Origin of the sequence: Streptomyces sp. SYP-A7185, from assembly GCF_046103685.1 — a bacterium.
Classification (GTDB): Bacteria; Actinomycetota; Actinomycetes; order Streptomycetales; family Streptomycetaceae; genus Streptomyces.
In genome coordinates, this window is record NZ_CP122310.1 from 3,722,440 (window position 1) to 3,740,323 (window position 17,884).

A 17,884-nucleotide genomic window follows, 5' to 3' on the forward strand; every position below is an offset into this window, starting at 1 on the left:
CACGGCAACGTAGCGGGCGGCGAGTAGCAGACGCGTAAGCGCCGGACCGCCCCCAGGTCAGCATGGGGAGGGTCCGCCCGGCGGCAGGAGGTCGAAGCCTCGAATCGCCCGAGAAAGACGTCCTGGCCGCCGGATCGCCAGCGGCTGCCGTCTCAGCCACGGCGGCCGCCTGGTCAACTCCCGTCATAGGCCACCTGCAGCCGCAGGGTGCCCTTAGCCGTGTGCAGGAAAGCGTCGCCCTGCCCAGCCAGAGCCTCGGCGCCAGTCTCGTCCAGGATGATGCGGCTGTCAGTCGCGGTCTTGACCCTCAGCGCGAGTTGGGCGGGGAAGTTGGAGCGGATGGTCGTCGAGATAACATCCGCGCTCGGACGCTGCGTGGCAGCGATGACATGGATGCCGGCAGCTCGTGCCTTCTGCGTCAGGCGCTTGAGCAGCGTTTCGATTTTCTTCTTCTCTTCAGGATCGCTGGTGAGATCGGCGTATTCATCCAGGATGATGACGATCCAAGGCTTTTGGTCCGCTTTCTTGACCTTGGCGTTGTACTCGACGAGTTTGCGGGTGCGGATTGCCTTCATATCCCTGTAGCGCACTGCCATCTCTTCGACGGTTTCCTCAAGAATGTCGATGGCGTCGGCGGCATCCATACCGATTTCACCATCAAGGTGAGGGTCGTCCTCGAAGTCGACAAGCTCGGTGCCCTTGGGATCGACGAGGCGGAGTCGCAAGGTGCTCTCGTCGTACCGGACCAAGCCTTTGAGGATTGTGTCCAGCGCGACAGACTTTCCTGATCCGGTAGTGCCAGCCACCAGCAAGTGCGGCGAGTCAGCGGAGGATAGATCGATGGTGACCGGCTTGCCTTCGATATCTGCGCCTAGGGGAGCGATGAGGCTCTCGGGAGTGGCCGGGCACTGCTGCCACAGCGCTTTTGCATCGACCCCGTATTTCTCGTCGTCGATCTTGGGAATCTCGAAGAGCACGGAGCCGCGGTCGCTGCGGGTACGAATGCTGAACCCGGAGGGGAGTGCCAGGGCCAGAAATATCTCGTCGCGTCGGTTGGTTAGCTTGTCTACGGTGACCCCAGGCTCGGGGATGAACCGAAAGATGTAGAAGCCGGGGCCCTCCTGCCACTTGCCGTTCTCTGGAGCGGTGACTTCGACCTTGTGGCGATGGAAGACGTCGAGAACTTTGTTGTATCGAAGTCTCAACTCCTCCTCGCCGAGCCCACCGCGGTGACTATTCAGGTTGTCAAGATCGTCCGCTGCCCCGGTGCCACCGGCAACTGCTCCGCTTGGCATGGGCGTTCGGGCAGTCGTTACGGCAGCCTCGGCAGGTGCTGCCTGCTCTTCCTGGGTGAAGAGTTCGGAGGAAGTGCCTGAGGTGGGGTTGGCGACCACGTGGGGGATCTTCGCGGGCTCACTTAGGTTCCAGGAGCCAACGAGGTGGTCGGCATCTGTCGGGTCTTGATTGGCGCGCAGAGCGCCGATGAGGTTCAGCAGCTCGCGTCTGTTCAGTCTCACCAGGGTGTGCCTGCCGAAGGCGTTGACCGCCGGAGCCGGCTGGTCATCCTCGGCCGAGATGGCCACGGCAACGCCGGTGACTTGACCGAGTTGAACGTCCGCAGAGCGCAGGGCGTCTAGGACCTTCGCTTCGACCTGGCGATGGTCGTCCTTGCCGATCGTGGTGCGCGCTGGAAGGTCTGCGGCCCGTAGGGCATTTCCGCTGGTCTGAGCGATTGCGGCAGCCAGCTCATCCAGCCAGAAGGGGCGGTCGTGGCGAGCTTCACCGCCCGAGCGGAAGGCATCCTTGCACAGGTCGGTGGTGCGGTTGAGCTGTTCTTCCGCTGAGCCGACGTCGAAGGTTTGGCGGAACTTGGATTCGGTGACCAGGACATCCAGGCGAACGACGCCGTCGTCCTGGACCGTCAGTATGAATCGCCCCAGATCGGCACGGGTTTTGTGTCCGCGACCGAACCACCGGTGGTGCTCGTCGAAGCTGATCCAGGTGATCAGGCTCGTACCCTGCTGAGGAATGGGGAATTGCTGGTCTATGACAAACCGCGTGGCCACAAGGCCGACAACTTCGTTGACCGTGGTGCCGATGCCGAGGGAGCGCAGCACGGCGCCAGGAGCCACGTTGCGGCCAACCTCGTAGATTCGCCGAGCGGTGCTCTCAGAGTCCTGCGGAGTGACGACGCCGATTTGCTCCAGGCGACGTCGTAGTCGTTGAACGACGAACTGCTTGCCGGTCTGTGAGCTGACGATGAGGGTGTACGACTCGTTCTTGCCGACACTCGGCTTGACGAGGATGACATCCGGGCGGTTACGCATGGCGTCGATCTGCTCACGGCCAATGAAGCTGTCAAGGGTGACGACCCAGTGGGCCACGCTGTGCAGTTCGGCGAACAGGTCCTGGTGCTGGTGGAATTGCACCTGCATCTCGAAGTAGTCGATGCTGTCGACACTCTCCCGGGAGACCGGGGAACTGCGGTCGTAGCGCACACACAAGGTGGACCAGGACTCAAGAGTCTCGTCGGCAGTTTCGGGCAACAGCGCTTTCACAACGTTTTCGCTGGTCTGCGCCAGGTTGTGTGATGCCGGGTGTTTCCAGGGGTTGAAGGAGCCCGACAAGGATTCCTTCTTAGTGCTCTCCTTGATACTGGTCTGGGTGCCGAACAGCGCCGGAGCCAGGGCGAGGTCAATGGTGCCTTGCAGCCCAGACAGGTCCGTTGTCTGGTCGGGCTCCCATGCCTGCAGGATGAGTTGAACGTCGGGCAGGAAGCTGTCCTCGGACATCTCCGCGCCAGAGAACTGCAGGTCGAACCCCTGGATGATCTCGTGATGGGTGGCCTGGGGAGCCAGGACCACCAGATCAACTTTCAGACGGGGATTCTTGGCCCGTACCTGCTTGGCTACGCGCACGGGCAGTACAGGGTCGCCGTTGCGGTCCAAAAGCAGTACGCGTAGGCCGTCAAGCTTGTGGGGGTAAGTCGTCAGGTAGTCGGTGATGACGCGGACCATCTCGTCGATCGCGGCCTCGTCGACACTGGAGAGCCATTCCTTGGACTCGTTGCCGCCGCGACGGACCGGTGCGTACTCCTCATGGCCGGCCGATTCCCGCATCGGGATGGCGATCGTGCCGCGCGGCCCGACGAGGACCGCCGGTGTTCCGTGTGGAGAGATGCGGTCGATAGCATCAAAGAAGAGATCCTCGTTCTCTTGGTTGAGACTCAAGCCACCCTCTTTGTTGAGGGCAATCTTAATGCTGTTGGAGGTCTCTGCGTAGTTCCTTGCCAGCCATCGCAGTTTCAATGGATGGGTGGCCAACATCATCATGCGGTGATCGGCCAGTTCAACGACGTCGGCAAGCACGACTGCCTCAAGGTCTGCATCCGGAGCGTTGTCGGGAACCAGGGTGGTGCGGGCTTCGCGGAGGATGTCTTCCCACTCGCGTACGTATTCGCCGATGTTCGTGGCGTCGAGCCCTTGGGAGAATCGCTCGAAGTGCTTCCGCTTGAGGCGGTCCAGCCGACCGGCGAAATGCTCATCAGAGGCAGGAGACGGCTCGTCGGTCTGCCACTGCCTGGGGTCGTTGAACTTCTCAAGGTAGGTGTCGAAGGTCAGATTGCTGGGGTGAGCAGGGGGGGGTTGATAGCTGCTGATGAGAGCTGCCAGCGCTATCTGACCGGGGATGCCCATAGGGTCCCAGCGAAAGCGTCGCTGGGCGGCTTCGTCCATTTCGACCAGGAAGCGCAACGGCGCCCACTCGATATTTAGCTCGAATGGCTCTTGGGTTTCTTGATTATCCGGTAGGGACGGCTTGGTCACGTCCAGCAGGAAGTCTTGGACCTCTAGAGTGAGACGGAGGCTGGTCGAGTCCTGGATGTCCTGCAGGGTGCGTGCGTACAGGAAGGCGAACAACCAGCGGCTCCACCGCCCGGCTTCCTGGGTTCCTTCAAGTCGGACGACGACGGAGCCTTCTTCTTCGTCGGAGAAGTAGGTCAGTTCGCGCAGCAGGGCACGAAGTGGGTCCTGGACGAACTGAGAGTCTGGGAAAGCGAGTTTCTCAACTTTGCGGCGTGAACGCTTGGACAGCAGGTCGGCTAGCGGTTCAGCGCCACCGGCGGGTGTCTCGTCAAGAAAGCGCTGGGCGGACTCCTGGTCTCCGCGGTCAAGCGCTTCTTCGATCATCATCGCGTCGAAGTCGTCGACCCGGTCCGCGGCGGCCCTCAATATCTCCTGCTTAACCTGCTGGCCAAGGCCACTCTTCTTGGACTTCTGCTCGAATACCTCAAGCCAAAGGGTCAGGTCCAGCCCACTGCGCAGTTGACGACGATCCTGGAGGGCAGGCCCATGGTGATTGAGTACGAGGTCGCGCATGCGCGTTTTGACAGTCTCTGAATCCGCACCGATGTGTTCCAGAGATTCGTCGCTGAACTCAGCCGAGTCGATGCGGTCTATCAGGTCGTCCGCGGTGATTTCCTTGCCGGTGGGCTGCTTGAAGGCACTGACACATACGTTTTTCTTGATCCGGGCGGGCAGTGCGGCAGGCTTGGCAAAAAGGCTCCGGTCCGGGAAGAGTCCAAGAGCGGGCAAGGCTGCAGAAATCTCGGTACAGACGACGTCCGGTGTGTGGACTTGAGTGACGACGACCTTCCGCGCCGTCTCGACGAGGAAGGCAGCCCAGCGGTGCAACGACAGGGGATCTTCATCAGTGACGGCACGCCAGATCTCGGGTAGGGAGCCAGCCATCACGGCCGGAACGGTTCCGCTGCCACCTGCCTCCCGCCATACATCCGCCATAAACCTGTCGAATCCACGCTCGCTGGAGGTGTCGTGGTGGTCGCCGAGGATTGGGGCGTCGTCAAGAGCGCTCATGGCTGCCAGGCCCTCTGCGTCCGGAGACTGCCCCCACTCAAACAGCAGCACCGCGCTGCCCTGCCCGGAATTTCGCCACTTGGTCAGCTGGTCTCCCCGATCCAGCAGGAAATCATTTGGTACGCCATCGATCTGTTCCGACGTGCCTACCTTGACTACAACCTGAAGTTCCGGCGACTCGGACAGCCTCTGGGCAGTGTGACGGAGGGCCTCGGTCACGGTCGGCGGATCGAACCCGCTGATACGCAGACCGACACGGGCGCCGCTGGTCTCAATGACCTTGCGTAGTGCTTCATCGGCGATGAACCGGCCAAGCGCTCGGGTGCTGCTGACGGTCAACGGGGCTCTCCTCGTACCATGCTGGTTGCGTCTGAATACTGAGTGAGCAGACCGATCGCGGCCAGCTTGTCGCGGAAGGCCTTGCCGTTGTGTTCAAAGACCGATGAGTCGACCTCATGGACCAACGGGCTCACAGCTGCGACCGTTTTCTCCGTCACCAGACCGTAGTTCGTGTACATCAGCGCACAGAACTGGTCGAACTCCATCTCTGTGCCCTGCGGAATGGTGGCAGACACCAGGGCCTCAAGCATCGGTGGCTTCATGGTGAAGTGCCGGCGCCCGGCTGTCGCGTTCAGGGCTCCCACAGCGGCGAGGGTTTCACTGAAGAACGCTCGAGGGGATGCCAAGGCGTTGCCGGTGTCCTTGGTGAATCGTTCGTAGCGGCCCTTCTTAGCCTCGTCGCCTTCGGCTTCGTTGATCATTTCCCGGGCCTGGACGTTGATCGCGTTGGCGATGTCGTTGCGGAAGCTGGTGAGGTTCTTCTGCGACACGCTGCGCAGCGGGGTTGCCTCGTTGCCGAAGTCCAAGAGGATCGACTCGCCATCGGTGAGGCCCAACTTTGCGCGTGCGAGGCGTAGCTGGTGGCGAGCCAAGCAATAGGGGACCCAGTGCATGAGGCTCTCGGTGCGCTTGGCCCGGGGTGTCGTAGTCCGGGCGACGATGTTACGAGCCCCAATCCTCAGCAGGCCAGGCCACGGACTGAGGTCCTCGTACAGGTCAATGTCTCTCTCTGAATCGTCTTCGTAGGGCTCTTCGTCGTAGTCGAAGTCATGGGCGCTGAGTGCTCTTGCGAGGCTGCCAAGAGGGGTGCCGCTGTCCCGCACGAGGTCATCAAGGCCCCGCCGGGTCGCTTCCTTGCGGTCAGCATCAGCGTCAGTACGCAGGACCTTGTACGCCCAGCCCCCAGGGCCGCGGAACAGATAGCGCTCAATGCTCGGAGCCTTCGCCTTGACCTTGGCCGCCAGCTTCTTGGTCTGCTCCTTCTTCTTGGGGGTGGCGCCGCGTTGGACGATCTGTCGCTCGACTGCGTCGTAGTGGATGAGTTCACCCACGAACGGATAGATGTGCGCCCCAAACCAGTTGGGTTGACTGCGACGTCCCGGAATTTCGACCAACAGAGAAGAGAACAGGGCGTGGAGCGTCTCCAACGTCTCGGGCGAGTCCAGCTCGACCGCCTTGCTGAGTTCTTCATCTCCTTCAACAATGGGGGCCCTGGTAGCGATCCGCCGAGCCAGGTCGTGTGAGGTCCTTTTGTAGGCGATCCGGTCTCCGGCATCCAGGAGCCCCGCGTGCTTCTCGGGGTCTTCCTCATGTGCCAGGTAGACGCCGCGGGCGATCGCGAGCATCTCCAGCGGGACGTAGAAGCCTCGGCCCTGCTGTTCAAGATTCACCCCGAAGAGGCGGCGGACGACCTCTGACTTAGAACGGTCAGCCATTACGCCCGCACCGACCTGATCTTGTCACCGACGTCGATCATGAGCTTTCTCATGACGTTGCCCACGAGGACCTGAATCTCGTCGTCCTTGTTCAAGGAGTCAGCCAGATCTGCGAGAGACCCGGTCAGCCCGCGGATCTCGGCCTCGTGCTGCGTCTCGCTACGCAGCCCTGCGGCCCACCGTGTCAGCAACTCGAAGCGCAGAAGATCTACTTCGACCGAAACTGCCCCCTGGCCAGGAGTGACGGCCGGGATCCGGATGAAGATGGAGCGGTTGAGCCACTCGACTGCATTCCGCATGCCCGGAATGTCACCCGTTTGGCCTTCCTTCTGCCACTGGGTGACCTGATCGACCACCTCGACGTTCTTGCTGGACACCCGTCGGGAGATGACGGCCGCGCGGGCGCGTTGAGCAAAGAAGGCCGGGTCAAGCACAAGGAAGTCAGGGTTGCTCCCGGGGCGGTGGATACCCTGGACGGCTTCCAAACCCTTGAGGAAACGGTCGCGCACCGTGGTGTCCGCCAGGTCCCCTCTGTCGTTCTGGACAGTGACGAAGTCGTCACCGGCCTGCAAGCCCATGCGGGCAAACCGGTCCTTGCTGTCGATGCTGTTGAAGAAGTCGGCACGTCGCAGGAACGTGTACAAGCCCCTCAGCTGTTCGGCCTGCTTCTGCGCGTCCCGGGTCGTACGGGCCTTCTGCAGGTAACTTTTGGGGTCCCCCGGAGGAAAACGGCCGGCTGTATCCGGATCGAGTCGGTCGTCAACCTGGCGACGAGAGACCTTGCCCGGGTCCAACTTGCGTAGCGTGAGGAATGCAGGAACACGATGACGCTGTTGCGGGGTCAACTGATCACCGAAGAGCGCCTGATGGTATAAGTGAGGTGCTTGCCACAACCTGCTGGAGTGCGACCGCTGGTATTTGGCGTGGACGTTCTCACAGGACAGCCCACCAGTGATCATGTAACTGGTAACCGAGAGCCCCTGACGAGTCGTAACAACAGCTCCGGCGCGCTCGGCAGCAGCGAACAGTTCCCGGACCGCGGCCCGGCGCTGAGGCCCGTGAGTGGCATCGTTCAACTCGTTACGATTGGCTAGAATCGGGCAGACCTCACGTGCATCACACGTCTCACAGGTCTTCCACCGCGACCATTGCGGGGTCGTCCACTGCCTCAGAACCCAGGGGACAAAACCACCAGTGCGACCGTCAGCCGCTACGGACTGGTAGTTGAGGTTGATGACGGTGACTGCGCCATCGGGGTCGCTGACCTGCCCACGAGCAATGCCATCTGTAAGGGTCTTCACCAAGATCTTGGCGCGCCCCGTGCCGCTGCGGTTGAGGTCGTCTTCGGCAACGCACTTACGCAGCTGGCCCTCGTTTGCGCAGATGATCGCAACCCCATTGCCCGGGGGGTCAAGCAGCTGCACGAGCTTCTGGGCGCCCGCCTGAAGGCTTAGCTCGCTGAGATCCCTGAGTATGTACAGCGGGCGCCCGCTACGGGTCAGGGCAACAGGGCGACCGGCGTCACCGTCCTTGAGCAACTCGCTGAAGACTGTCCTTCGGACATCTGATGGGACCGTTTCGCCACCCATCCTCAGCTCGGCCAGCAGGTTGGCACAAAGGCTTGTCTTGCCGTGCCCGGCGTCCCCGGTGAGGACGATGGTCTTCACGGTTGGCTGCTCGATGGCGCTCACCAAGTACTCCAGCGTCACCACGGGGTACGGCGACTGTGTCCGGTCCGCCTGGTCCGCCTGCTCGTAGATCATCTCTGAGGCGTCCACATCGAACGGCTGGTAGCGACGCATCCGTTGGACGTGCTTGTTGACCTCAAGCGGCATGCTGCTGTCCTTCGTCGACCGGGCAGTGAGCGCTGAAGAATTCTAGCTGGCAACGTTCCTGACGGTAAATCAAATGCCGTGCCGGTGCGCTGAAGTACGTCAGACTCGCCAGCGGGGGAGTGTGTGGGGTTTTTGAGGGTCCCGGATTGCTGGGGTTGGTGCTGAGGCACTCGACGCTGACCGCGAGCGCGCAGGACCGGCCGGGGGTGCGGGACCTGCTTACGCCGAGGCAGTGGTGCCGCAGGTGAGGGCCGAGGCCGAGATGGTTCAGGGCGCTCGTGATGTGCCTAGACGCGTCGTGATCGGCACGTCGGGCGCCCCTGACCTACCGGTCTACCGCACGCGTTCATCCTTGATCGAGTACGATGACCGCTCGTTCCGCCGGTTCTACAAGCAAGGGCAGATGGGGGGCACGCGTGGGTAAGCAGTACCCCCTGCAGGCTAAGCGGCGGCCGAAGTTTGAGGAGGGCGTCGGCTCCCTGCGAGTAGTGGACCTTTTCGCGGGCTGCGGTGGCCTAACCCTGGGTGTTGCCCAGGCAGCTCACAAGCGCGACGTCTCGCTTGACGTTCGTCTCGCGGTTGACTTCGAGGCAGCTCCCACCAAGGTCTTCAAGGCCAACTTTCCTAAGGCCAACGTCCAAGAGGGAGGCGTTGAATCCTACTTCGACGGTGACCTCGGCGCATCGTTGACTACTCAGGAGATTGCGACGCGGTCCACGGTGGGCGAGGTCGCACTCCTGATCGGCGGACCGCCGTGCCAGGGGCACAGTAACCTCAATAATCACACTCGCCGAGATGATCCCAAGAACCGGCTGTATCTGCGTATGGCTCGTGCCGCAGAGGTTCTGCGTCCTCGCGCGGTCGTCATTGAGAACGTGCTGGCCGTTGTCAATGACAAGCAGCAGGTGGTCTCCCGCGCCATCGTTCACCTTAGAAAGCTTGGCTATGACGTTGCCACCAGTCGTATCGACCTGCTGAAGCTCGGGGTCGCCCAGACGCGCAAACGCCACATATTGTTGGCCATCCGCGAAGATGCGCTACCTTTTGGCTTTTCGGCTGCCGACCTGCTGCAGGTCGAAGATCACAAAGCCGCATCCCATGACTTGCGTTGGGCGATCGGTGACCTGCTTGGCGTCCGACCGAAGTCGTTCTTCGATGAGGCTGCCGTACCCAACGCGGATAACCAGCGGCGTATGAAGTATCTCTTCGAGAACGACGAGCACAATCTGCCCAACGAAGAACGTCCTGAGTGCCATCAGGGCGAGCACAATTACACGTCGATGTATGGCCGCTTGTGGTGGGACCGTCCGGCTCAGACGATTACCAGCGGATTCGCCACGATGGGTCGCGGACGCTTCGTCCATCCTGAAGTCCCACGGTGTCTTACCGCCCATGAGGCCGCGCGTATCCAGGGTTTCCCGGACTATTTCAAGTTCGTCGATGAAAGAGTTAAGCCTCGCTACGAACTGACTCGCACTGAGGTTCAGGTCATCATCGGCAATGCCGTGCCCCCGCCCCTTACGGAGGCGCTGACCTCCAAGCTCTTCGATGCTGAGGTACTGCCAGCGAAGGACGACGCGCCCCAGGCCGAGGACGATTTCGCAGCTTCTGCTGTCGACCTCGCCTGCTGAGCCGCCAATGGGCTGATCTCAGTTGAGCCGAGATACATGAACCGGCTCGCTACAGGTTTGGCAGCGCGCTTGCCAGAATGGCCCTTGCTCCTGGTATTGATCGGAGCCCGTACTCAGGGGGACGAGCCCTGGCACCAGCACAGAAACGGACCCTACGCCCCTCGGTTAACACCCCTCCCCGCCTCTGTCGGCTAGCACGAGGCTCGGCCCTCAGGACTCCGCCGAAAGCTGTGCCACGAATCTCAGCCGACGACGTACAGCCAGTGCACGTACGGATCACGCACCCCAATCGGCGTCAGCCATGCTCGGAGTCAACCAGAGCAAGCGCCGTTCGGCTGGCCCATGACAAGGGTCAGGACTCTCAGCTTGGGAGGCGTGGGTCTTTCGGAGAGCGATTCGTGGGCTGACCAGCAGTAAAGCTGTTAGCGCAAGCCGGTCCGGAAGGCTAATGCTGCCCTCCGATCGCTGAGCCCGGTCCTGAAGAGCCGAGATCAAGGACTATGCGCCGTGCCAGATAGTGCAGGGGACCGCGGCTAGCTAGGGCAAAAGCTCCCCACAACGGTCAGCTCCCCCGTCCTGAGCGGCGAAAGTGGCAGGTCAGACCATCCGCCGTCTGCGCAGGCCCCTGCCGGGGGCGCTTCAGTGCAGTCTTCGTTGGCCCTCCTTGCCGGGAGGGCCTTTTTGTTGGTTTGGGGAATTTAGCGGGCCCGGTGTAGCGGGCGGGTAAGCGTCGGGGGGCTCGCCCCGGAGCGGTGCCTAGGAGGCGTTCGTGGGGCGGCCGGGGAGTGGCCGAATGGCGTCCGGGGGCGCGGTCGGTGGGGTTACTTCGGGAGGCGTAGTTCGGCGTATGCGTGTCGGGGGACTGTGGGGGAGTTTGGGGGTGTTGGTTGGGGGCGTGTGTACGGCGTGTTCTGGGGTGGGCGGGGGTCCGGGGTGTTTTTGTTGGGCCAGTGGGCCATGGCTCGTTCTGCCTGGGCCGTGATCGTCAGGGACGGGTTCACGCCCAGGTTGGCCGAGATCGCTGAGCCGTCCACCACCGAGATGCCCGGGTGGCCGTAGAGGCGGTGGTAGGGGTCGATCACCCCCTGGTCCGGCGAGGCGCCGATCGCGCAGCCGCCCAGGAAGTGCGCGGTGAGCGGTTTGTTGAGGAGTTCGCCGAGGTTCGTGCCCGGGAAGCCGTTGATGCGCTCGGCCACCAGGCCCGCCGCCTCCCAGCCCTCCGCGATGTGGACGGGGTTCGGCGCCCCGTGGCCCTGCTCGGCCGTCAGCAGGCGGCGGCGTCCCAGGCCGGTGGTGAGGGAGTTGTCGTGGGTCTGCATGACGAGGCCGATGATGGTGCGCTCCGACCAGCGGTGCGTCGACGCGACGCGCGCCACCAGGACCGGGTGGGTGAGGAACGCGAGCGCCGCGGCCAGCGGCTTGGGGAGGTTCCGGCTGTACTGCGGGACGCAGATGAGCGCCATCAGGTTCGAGCCCTTGCCGTACCGGACGTTCTCGATGTGCGTGGTGGGGTTCGGGTGGATCGACGACGTGATGGCGATGCCCCGCGTGAAGTCCAGGGGGCGCTCCGCGCCGTACTTCTTGCGGTAGCGGCGCGGGAACGTCACCGCGCCCACCAGCGCCTCGGAGTTGGTGCGTGTGAGCTTGCCGAGCCGGTCGGAGAGGTTCGGCAGGAGCCCCTCGTCCTTCATGCGGTGCAGAAGGGTCTGCGTGCCGTACGTGCCCGCTGCGAGGACCACGTGGCGGGCCCGCAGGACGGTGCGCCGGCCCCTGCGTCGCTTGTTGGTCGGGACCGTCACCACCTCGTGGCCTCCCGCCACCTCCCGCACCGACACGACCGTCGTCATCGCGCGGATCTCCGCGCCCGCGCGTTCGGCCAGGTACAGATAGTTCTCGGTGAGGCTGTTCTTCGCGCCGACCTTGCAGCCCGTCATGCAGGACCCGCACTCCGTGCAGGGCGTGCGCGCGGGGCCCGCCCCTCCGAAGTACGGATCGGGAACTTCCGTGCCCGCCTCGGCCGTTGAAGGACTGGAGCCGGTGGCGCCGCCGGTACCGCCATCACATGCGCCGGTCGCCCCCGCGTCCGCCCCGTCGCCGAAGAACACGCCCACGGGCGTCAGCCGGAAGGTGTCCGCCACGCCCATCCGGTCCGCCGCCGCCCGCAGGTGCTCGTCCGCCTCGGTCATGGTCGGGTTCTGGCGTACGCCGAGCATGCGCTTGGCCTGGTCGTAGTAGGGGGCCAGTTCCGCCTGCCAGTCCGTGATGCCCGCCCACTGCTTGTCCTGGAAGAAGGCGGCCGGCGGCACGTAGAGGGTGTTCGCGTAGTTCAGCGAGCCGCCGCCCACCCCGGCGCCCGCGAGCACCATGACGTTGCGCAGGAGGTGGATGCGCTGGAGGCCGTAGAGGCCGAGGGCCGGGGCCCAGAGGTAGTTCCGCAGGTCCCAGGAGTGCCGGGGCAGCGACGCGCGCGTGAAGCGGCGTCCCGCCTCCAGGACGCCCACGCGATAGCCCTTCTCCGTCAGGCGCAGGGCGGAGACGGAGCCGCCGAATCCGGAGCCGACCACGATGACGTCGTAGTCGTAAAACTCCTCCGCCGCCTGCCCTTCCCTCGGCTCCTCCGCCGGCCCTTCCCTCGGCTCGCCCGCCGGCCCTTCCCGCGGCTCCCCCGCCGCTTCTTCCGTCGGCTCCTCCGCCTGCCCTCCCCTCGGCTCCCCCTCCGCTTCTTCCGTCGGCTCCCCCGGCATGTCCCCCGCCGCCCCGTGCGTCACCGTCTCCGCCGCCTCACTCACCGTAGAGCGCCTCGATCTCGGTCTTGTACGCCGCCGTCACCGCATGCCGTTTGATCTTCAGTGAGGGCGTCAGCAGTCCGTTGTCCTCGGTGAACTCGCCCTCGACCAGGGAGAATTTTCGGATGGACTCCGCCCGTGAGACCGCCTCGTTGGCGTAGTCGACCGCCTTCTGGATCTCCGCGATCATCTTCGGATCCCGGCACAGTTCGGCGTGCGGAGTGTCCTTCGGGCGCTTGCGCACGGCGAGCCAGTGCTCGACCGCCTCCGGGTCCAGCGTGATGAGCGCGGCCACGTACGAGCGGTTGTCGCCCACGACGATGCACTGGCCGACCGGCGCCCGGCTGCGCAGCCGGTCCTCCAGGACCGCCGGGGAGACGTTCTTGCCGCCGGAGGTGACGATGATGTCCTTCTTGCGCCCGGTGATCGTGAGATAGCCGTCGCCGTCGAGCGCGCCCAGGTCGCCGGTCGCGAACCACTCGTCCCGCAGCACGGCGTCCGTCGCGGCCGGGTTGTTCCAGTACGAGCCGAAGACGATGCCGCCCTTGATGAGCACCTCCCCGTCGTCCGCGATGCGCACGGCGGTACCCGGCACCGGCAGCCCCACCGTGCCGGGCCGCGGCTTCAGCGGCGGGGTGATGGTGGCGGCCGCGGTGGTCTCCGTCAGGCCGTACCCCTCGTAGATGATGATTCCGGCGGCGTAGAAGAAGAGGTTGAGGCGGCGGTCCAGCGGGGAGCCGCCGCTGATCGCGTAGCGCAGCCTGCCGCCGACCTCCTTGCGGATGCGGCGGTAGACCAGCAGTTCGTACAGCGCCCAGCCCGCGTGGAGCCCGAGGGAGGGGCCGGGGGCGCGCTTGTCGAGGAACTTGTTCAGATACGCCTCGCCGAACCGCACCGCGATCCCCTCGGCCCGGTCGAAGGACGCGCCGCGCCCGATCTTCTCCGCGGTCGCGCGGCCCGTGTCGTGGATCTTCTCGAAGAGGTACGGGACGCCGACGACGAACGTCGGCCTGAACGACCGCAGTTCGGGGCGCAGTTCGTCCGGCTTGATGCTCGGGCAGTGGCCCAGTTCGATACGGGCGAGCATGCAGGCGACCTGGATCGTGCGGCCCAGGATGTGGGCGAGCGGCAGGAACAGGAGCGTGGAGGCGACCTGCCCGGTGATCTCCTTGAAGATGGGGTGCAGCAGGTCGACCGTGTTCGCGGCCTCGGCGTGCAGATTGCCGTGGGTGAGGACGCAGCCCTTGGGCTTGCCCGTCGTGCCCGAGGTGTAGCAGATGGTGGCGATGGAGTCCGGGGTGAGGGCGGCCCTCCGCTTGGTCACGTCCTCGTCGGACAACCGCACGCCCTCGGCGGCCAGATCGGCCAGTGCGCCCTCGTCGAGGCACAGGACGCGCGGCGGTTCGGCGAGGCCCTCGACCGCCGCCGCGGCCGTCGCGACGTTCTCCGCCGTCTCGGCGATCAGGAGGGTCGCGCCGGAGTCCCGCACGATCCACTCGATCTGTTCGGCCGCCGACGTCGCGTACACGGGCACGGTCTGCCCGCCCGCCGCCCAGATCGCGAAGTCGAGGACGGCCCACTCGTAGCGCGTACGGGACATCAGCGCGACCCGGCCGCCCGGCTGGAGCCCGGCGGCGATCAATCCCTTGGCGGCGGCGGTGACTTCGCGCGCGAAGGCCGCCGCGGTGACCGGGCGCCACTGGCCGCCCTGCTTGCGGCGCAGCACGACCGCGCCGGGTGCCTCGGCGGCGTTGGTGAAGGGGATGTCGGCGGTGCTGCCCGTGGTGGGCTTCGCCGCGAGCCGGGGCGTACGCGCCTCGCGCACGACTCCGTGCTCGTCGCGGACGAGCTCCACCGTGGCGCGGTCAGCCAGCTCGCGGTGGCGGCCTGCCCGTTTCAGATCCTTGCGTACGCCCATGACGGCTCCCGGCTCCCGGCTCGCGGCTACCAGCTGACGTGCGGAGTCATGCAGAGATCACACAGAAGTACAGAACAGTGGTGCAGAACAGAACTACGGACCAGAGCTACGGACCAGAACTACGGAACAGAGGTACGCAACAGAGGTACGGCGGTGATGTGGTGCGTACTTACTGGGAGGTCAACTTACTCAAGCGTAGGGAAAGTTCAATGGGGCGGGCGGCGGAGAAATGGGCGAGTGATCGTCAACTCGGTGACAAAGCCGCCCGCGCCGGCCAGGAACCCGCCCCGCCCTTCACTCTGCCGAGGAACCCGCCCCGTCCCTCACTCCGCCCAGCCCCCTCGCCCCACCAAGGCCCCCTTACTCCACCGAGGAACCCGGCACCCAGACCTCCCCTTCGAGCACCCGGCCCATCCCCACCCACACCATGTTCATCAGCCGCAGCGTGACCCCCTCCGGCGACTGGCCCGGGTGACCGCCCATCCAGTCCGTGAGCGAGTCCGCCGCGCCGACCAGGGCATGGGCCACGAAGTCGGCGTCCTCGTCGTCCAGTTGCGTGCCGGGGCTCTCCGCGATGCCGTCCCGGACCAGGCCCGCGACCTGCGCCATCACGGCGCGCCGCGCGTCGGCGACGGCGGCCGCGATGGCCTGGCTCAGCTCCGAAGCCTGCCGGTGCAGGACGATCCAGCTGTCGCGGTGCTCGGCGACGAAGGCGAAGAACGCCGCAAGGCCCGCGTACAGGCGCAGTTCCGGCGCGCCGCCCCCGGCCCGTGCCGCGTCCTGGAAGGCGGCGACCAGGCGGTCGGCCTCCCGTCGCAGGCAGGCGAGGAAGAGTCCCTCCTTGGAGTCCAGATAGAGATAGACCATCGGCTTGGAGATGCCGGCGAGTTCGGCGATCTCGTCCACGGACGCGGCGTGGTAGCCGCGCTTGGCGAAGACCGTCACCGCCACGTCGATGATCTGCTGCTCGCGCTCCTGGCGCGGAACGCGCTTACGCCGTCCCTCAGTTCTCCCGTTGACCGTCACCCTTGCAGCCTCCCAGACTCGGGGCTACCTTACCCCTTAGTAAGTTTACTCTTGAGTAAGGATATTGCCATGACGAACGGCATCGGCGGCGCCGACGGCCTGGCCGGACTGGACTTCGCGAGCGTCACCCCCGAGGAGTTCGCGAAGATCGTGAAGGGCCTCTCCGGCAAGGAGATCACCGAGATCGCCCAGGACGCGGAGCTGCGCGCCCGCGTCCTCCAGGAGGTGTTCGGCCGGATGGGCCGGCAGTTCAAGCCGGAGGCCGCGGGCAGCGTCGAGGCGCTGATCCGCTGGAAGGTCACGGGGGTCGAGGAGGCGGTCTACGAGACGGAGATCTCGGCGGGCACCTGCACCGTCCGCGAGGGCCGCTCGGACGCCGAACCGCGCGTCACGCTCATCATGCCCGACGCCGAGTTCCTCAAGCTGGTCTCCGGCAATTCGAGCCCCGTGACGATGTTCATGATGCGCAAGCTCAAGATCGTGGGCGATGTGGCGTTCGCCGCCGGCCTGACCCGCTACTTCGACATCCCGAAGGCCTGAGCCAGGCACACGGGCCCACGGGCGCCCTGGCATACGGGCGCCCCGGCACTCCGGCCCACGCCCCACCCACCAAGCTCCCGACACACCGACCTCCGGAAGGGAAAATCCTCATGGCCTTCTCGCTCGAACTGACCGAGGAACAGCGCGACCTGCGCGGATGGGTGCACGGCTTCGCCGCCGACGTGGTGCGGCCGGCCGCCGCCGAGTGGGACGAGCGCGAGGAGACGCCCTGGCCCGTCATCCAGGAGGCCGCCAAGATCGGGCTCTACGGGTTCGAGTCCCTCGCCGACCTCTTCGGCGACCCCAGCGGACTCTCGCTCCAGATCGCCAACGAGGAGCTGTTCTGGGGTGACGCGGGCATCGGGATGGCCTTGTTCGGCACCTCGCTCGCGGTGGCCGGGATCTTCTCCGCGGGCACGCCCGACCAGCTCGCCGAGTGGGTGCCGCAGTGCTTCGGCGACGAGGACGACCCCAAGGTCGCCGCGTTCTGCGTCTCCGAGCCCGACGCGGGCTCGGACGTGTCGGCGATGCGGACGCGCGCCACGTACGACGAGGCACGCGACCAGTGGACCCTGTCGGGCCAGAAGGCGTGGATCACGAACGGCGGCATCGCGAACGTCCACGTGGTGGTGGCGTCCGTCGATCCGGCCCTCGGCTCACGGGGACAGGCCGCGTTCATCGTGCCGCCCGGCACGCAGGGCCTCGAAGGCGCCAAGAAGATCAAGAAGCTGGGGCTGCGGGCCTCGCACACCGCGGACGTGTTCCTGGACGACGTCCGCGTGCCGGGGCACTGCCTGCTCGGCGGCAAGGAGCGGCTCGACGCGCGGCTGGCGCGGGCCCGCGAAGGCACCAAGGCCGGGGCCGGGGGCCGCGGGCAGGCCGCCATGGCGACCTTCGAGGTGAGCCGCCCGACGGTGGGCGCGCAGGCGTTGGGCATCGCACGGGCCGCGTACGAGTACGCGCTCGACTACGCGGGCTCCCGGGTCGCCTTCGGCCGCCCCATCGTCGAGAACCAGTCCATCGCCTTCGCGCTCGCCGACCTGCGGACCGAGATCGAGGCCGTGCGGCTGCTGATCTGGCAGGCGTCGTGGATGGCGCGCAACGACAAGGCGTTTGACGCGGGGCAGGGCTCGATGTCCAAGCTGCGCGCCGGGGAGCTGGCCGTGGCGGCCACCGAGAAGGCGGTGCAGGTGCTCGGGGGCGCGGGGTACAGCAGGGAGCATCCGGTGGAGCGGATGTACCGGGACGCGAAGATCTACACGATCTTCGAGGGGACGAGCGAGATCCAGCGCCTCGTGATCGCGAGGGCGATTTCCGGCCGCCAGATCCGCTGAGGCAGGCGCCAGATCCGCTGACTGAGGCTGCTGACTGAGGCTACGGGGTGATCCTGGCCCCCGGGGCTTCGCGTCCCGCCCGTCACCGGCTTCGCACGCCGTCCGTCACCGACTCCGCATGCCGCCCGTCACCGGCTTCGCATGCCGCCCGTCACCGACTCCGCC

The 17,884-nt window shown here is 65.3% G+C and carries 9 protein-coding genes; 3 read left to right on the top strand and 6 right to left on the bottom strand.

From position 1 onward, the window contains the following. Positions 1 to 173 precede the first annotated feature (173 nt). Genes QBL25_RS16340 through QBL25_RS16350 form a run of 3 tightly spaced genes read right to left on the bottom strand, consistent with a single transcriptional unit; the run spans position 174 to position 8,484 of the window. Positions 174 to 5,213 (bottom strand): FtsK/SpoIIIE domain-containing protein, encoded by a 5,040-nt coding sequence (locus tag QBL25_RS16340; protein ID WP_409057763.1) that lies wholly within the window; start codon positions 5,211 to 5,213, stop codon positions 174 to 176. After that, positions 5,210 to 6,604, bottom strand: coding sequence for a hypothetical protein (locus QBL25_RS16345; protein ID WP_409057764.1), 1,395 nt, complete (start codon positions 6,602 to 6,604; stop codon positions 5,210 to 5,212). Before QBL25_RS16345 ends, QBL25_RS16340 begins: the two co-directional genes overlap by 4 nt. A gap of 44 nt (positions 6,605 to 6,648) precedes the next feature. Beyond that, complete coding sequence (locus tag QBL25_RS16350) at positions 6,649 to 8,484, bottom strand: hypothetical protein (protein WP_409057765.1); 1,836 nt, start codon at positions 8,482 to 8,484, stop codon at positions 6,649 to 6,651. Between the two features lie 416 nt (positions 8,485 to 8,900). Between QBL25_RS16350 and QBL25_RS16355 the strand changes: the two genes are divergently transcribed. Then, entirely contained in the window at positions 8,901 to 10,115 is a 1,215-nt protein-coding gene (locus QBL25_RS16355) for a DNA cytosine methyltransferase (RefSeq protein WP_409057766.1), read from the top strand. A gap of 821 nt (positions 10,116 to 10,936) precedes the next feature. Here QBL25_RS16355 and QBL25_RS16360 read toward each other — a convergent pair. The 3 genes from QBL25_RS16360 to QBL25_RS16370 all read right to left on the bottom strand — a co-directional run bounded on the left by QBL25_RS16360 (position 10,937) and on the right by QBL25_RS16370 (position 15,845). Further along, positions 10,937 to 12,904, bottom strand: a complete 1,968-nt coding sequence (locus tag QBL25_RS16360) for a GMC family oxidoreductase N-terminal domain-containing protein (RefSeq protein WP_409057767.1) — start codon at positions 12,902 to 12,904, stop codon at positions 10,937 to 10,939. After that, positions 12,897 to 14,819: an AMP-dependent synthetase/ligase gene (locus QBL25_RS16365; protein ID WP_409057768.1), complete on the bottom strand. Its 1,923-nt coding sequence runs from the start codon at positions 14,817 to 14,819 to the stop codon at positions 12,897 to 12,899. Before QBL25_RS16365 ends, QBL25_RS16360 begins: the two co-directional genes overlap by 8 nt. A 360-nt stretch (positions 14,820 to 15,179) precedes the next feature. After that, positions 15,180 to 15,845 (bottom strand): TetR/AcrR family transcriptional regulator, encoded by a 666-nt coding sequence (locus QBL25_RS16370; RefSeq protein ID WP_409057769.1) that lies wholly within the window; start codon positions 15,843 to 15,845, stop codon positions 15,180 to 15,182. A 69-nt stretch (positions 15,846 to 15,914) separates the two neighbouring features. On the opposite strand from QBL25_RS16370, the gene QBL25_RS16375 reads away from it, so the two are divergent. Both QBL25_RS16375 and QBL25_RS16380 read left to right on the top strand, forming a co-directional pair. Next, positions 15,915 to 16,385 (top strand): SCP2 sterol-binding domain-containing protein, encoded by a 471-nt coding sequence (locus QBL25_RS16375; protein WP_409057770.1) that lies wholly within the window; start codon positions 15,915 to 15,917, stop codon positions 16,383 to 16,385. A gap of 110 nt (positions 16,386 to 16,495) precedes the next feature. After that, entirely contained in the window at positions 16,496 to 17,719 is a 1,224-nt protein-coding gene (locus QBL25_RS16380; RefSeq protein WP_409057771.1) for an acyl-CoA dehydrogenase family protein, read from the top strand. Positions 17,720 to 17,884: the final 165 nt, after the last annotated feature.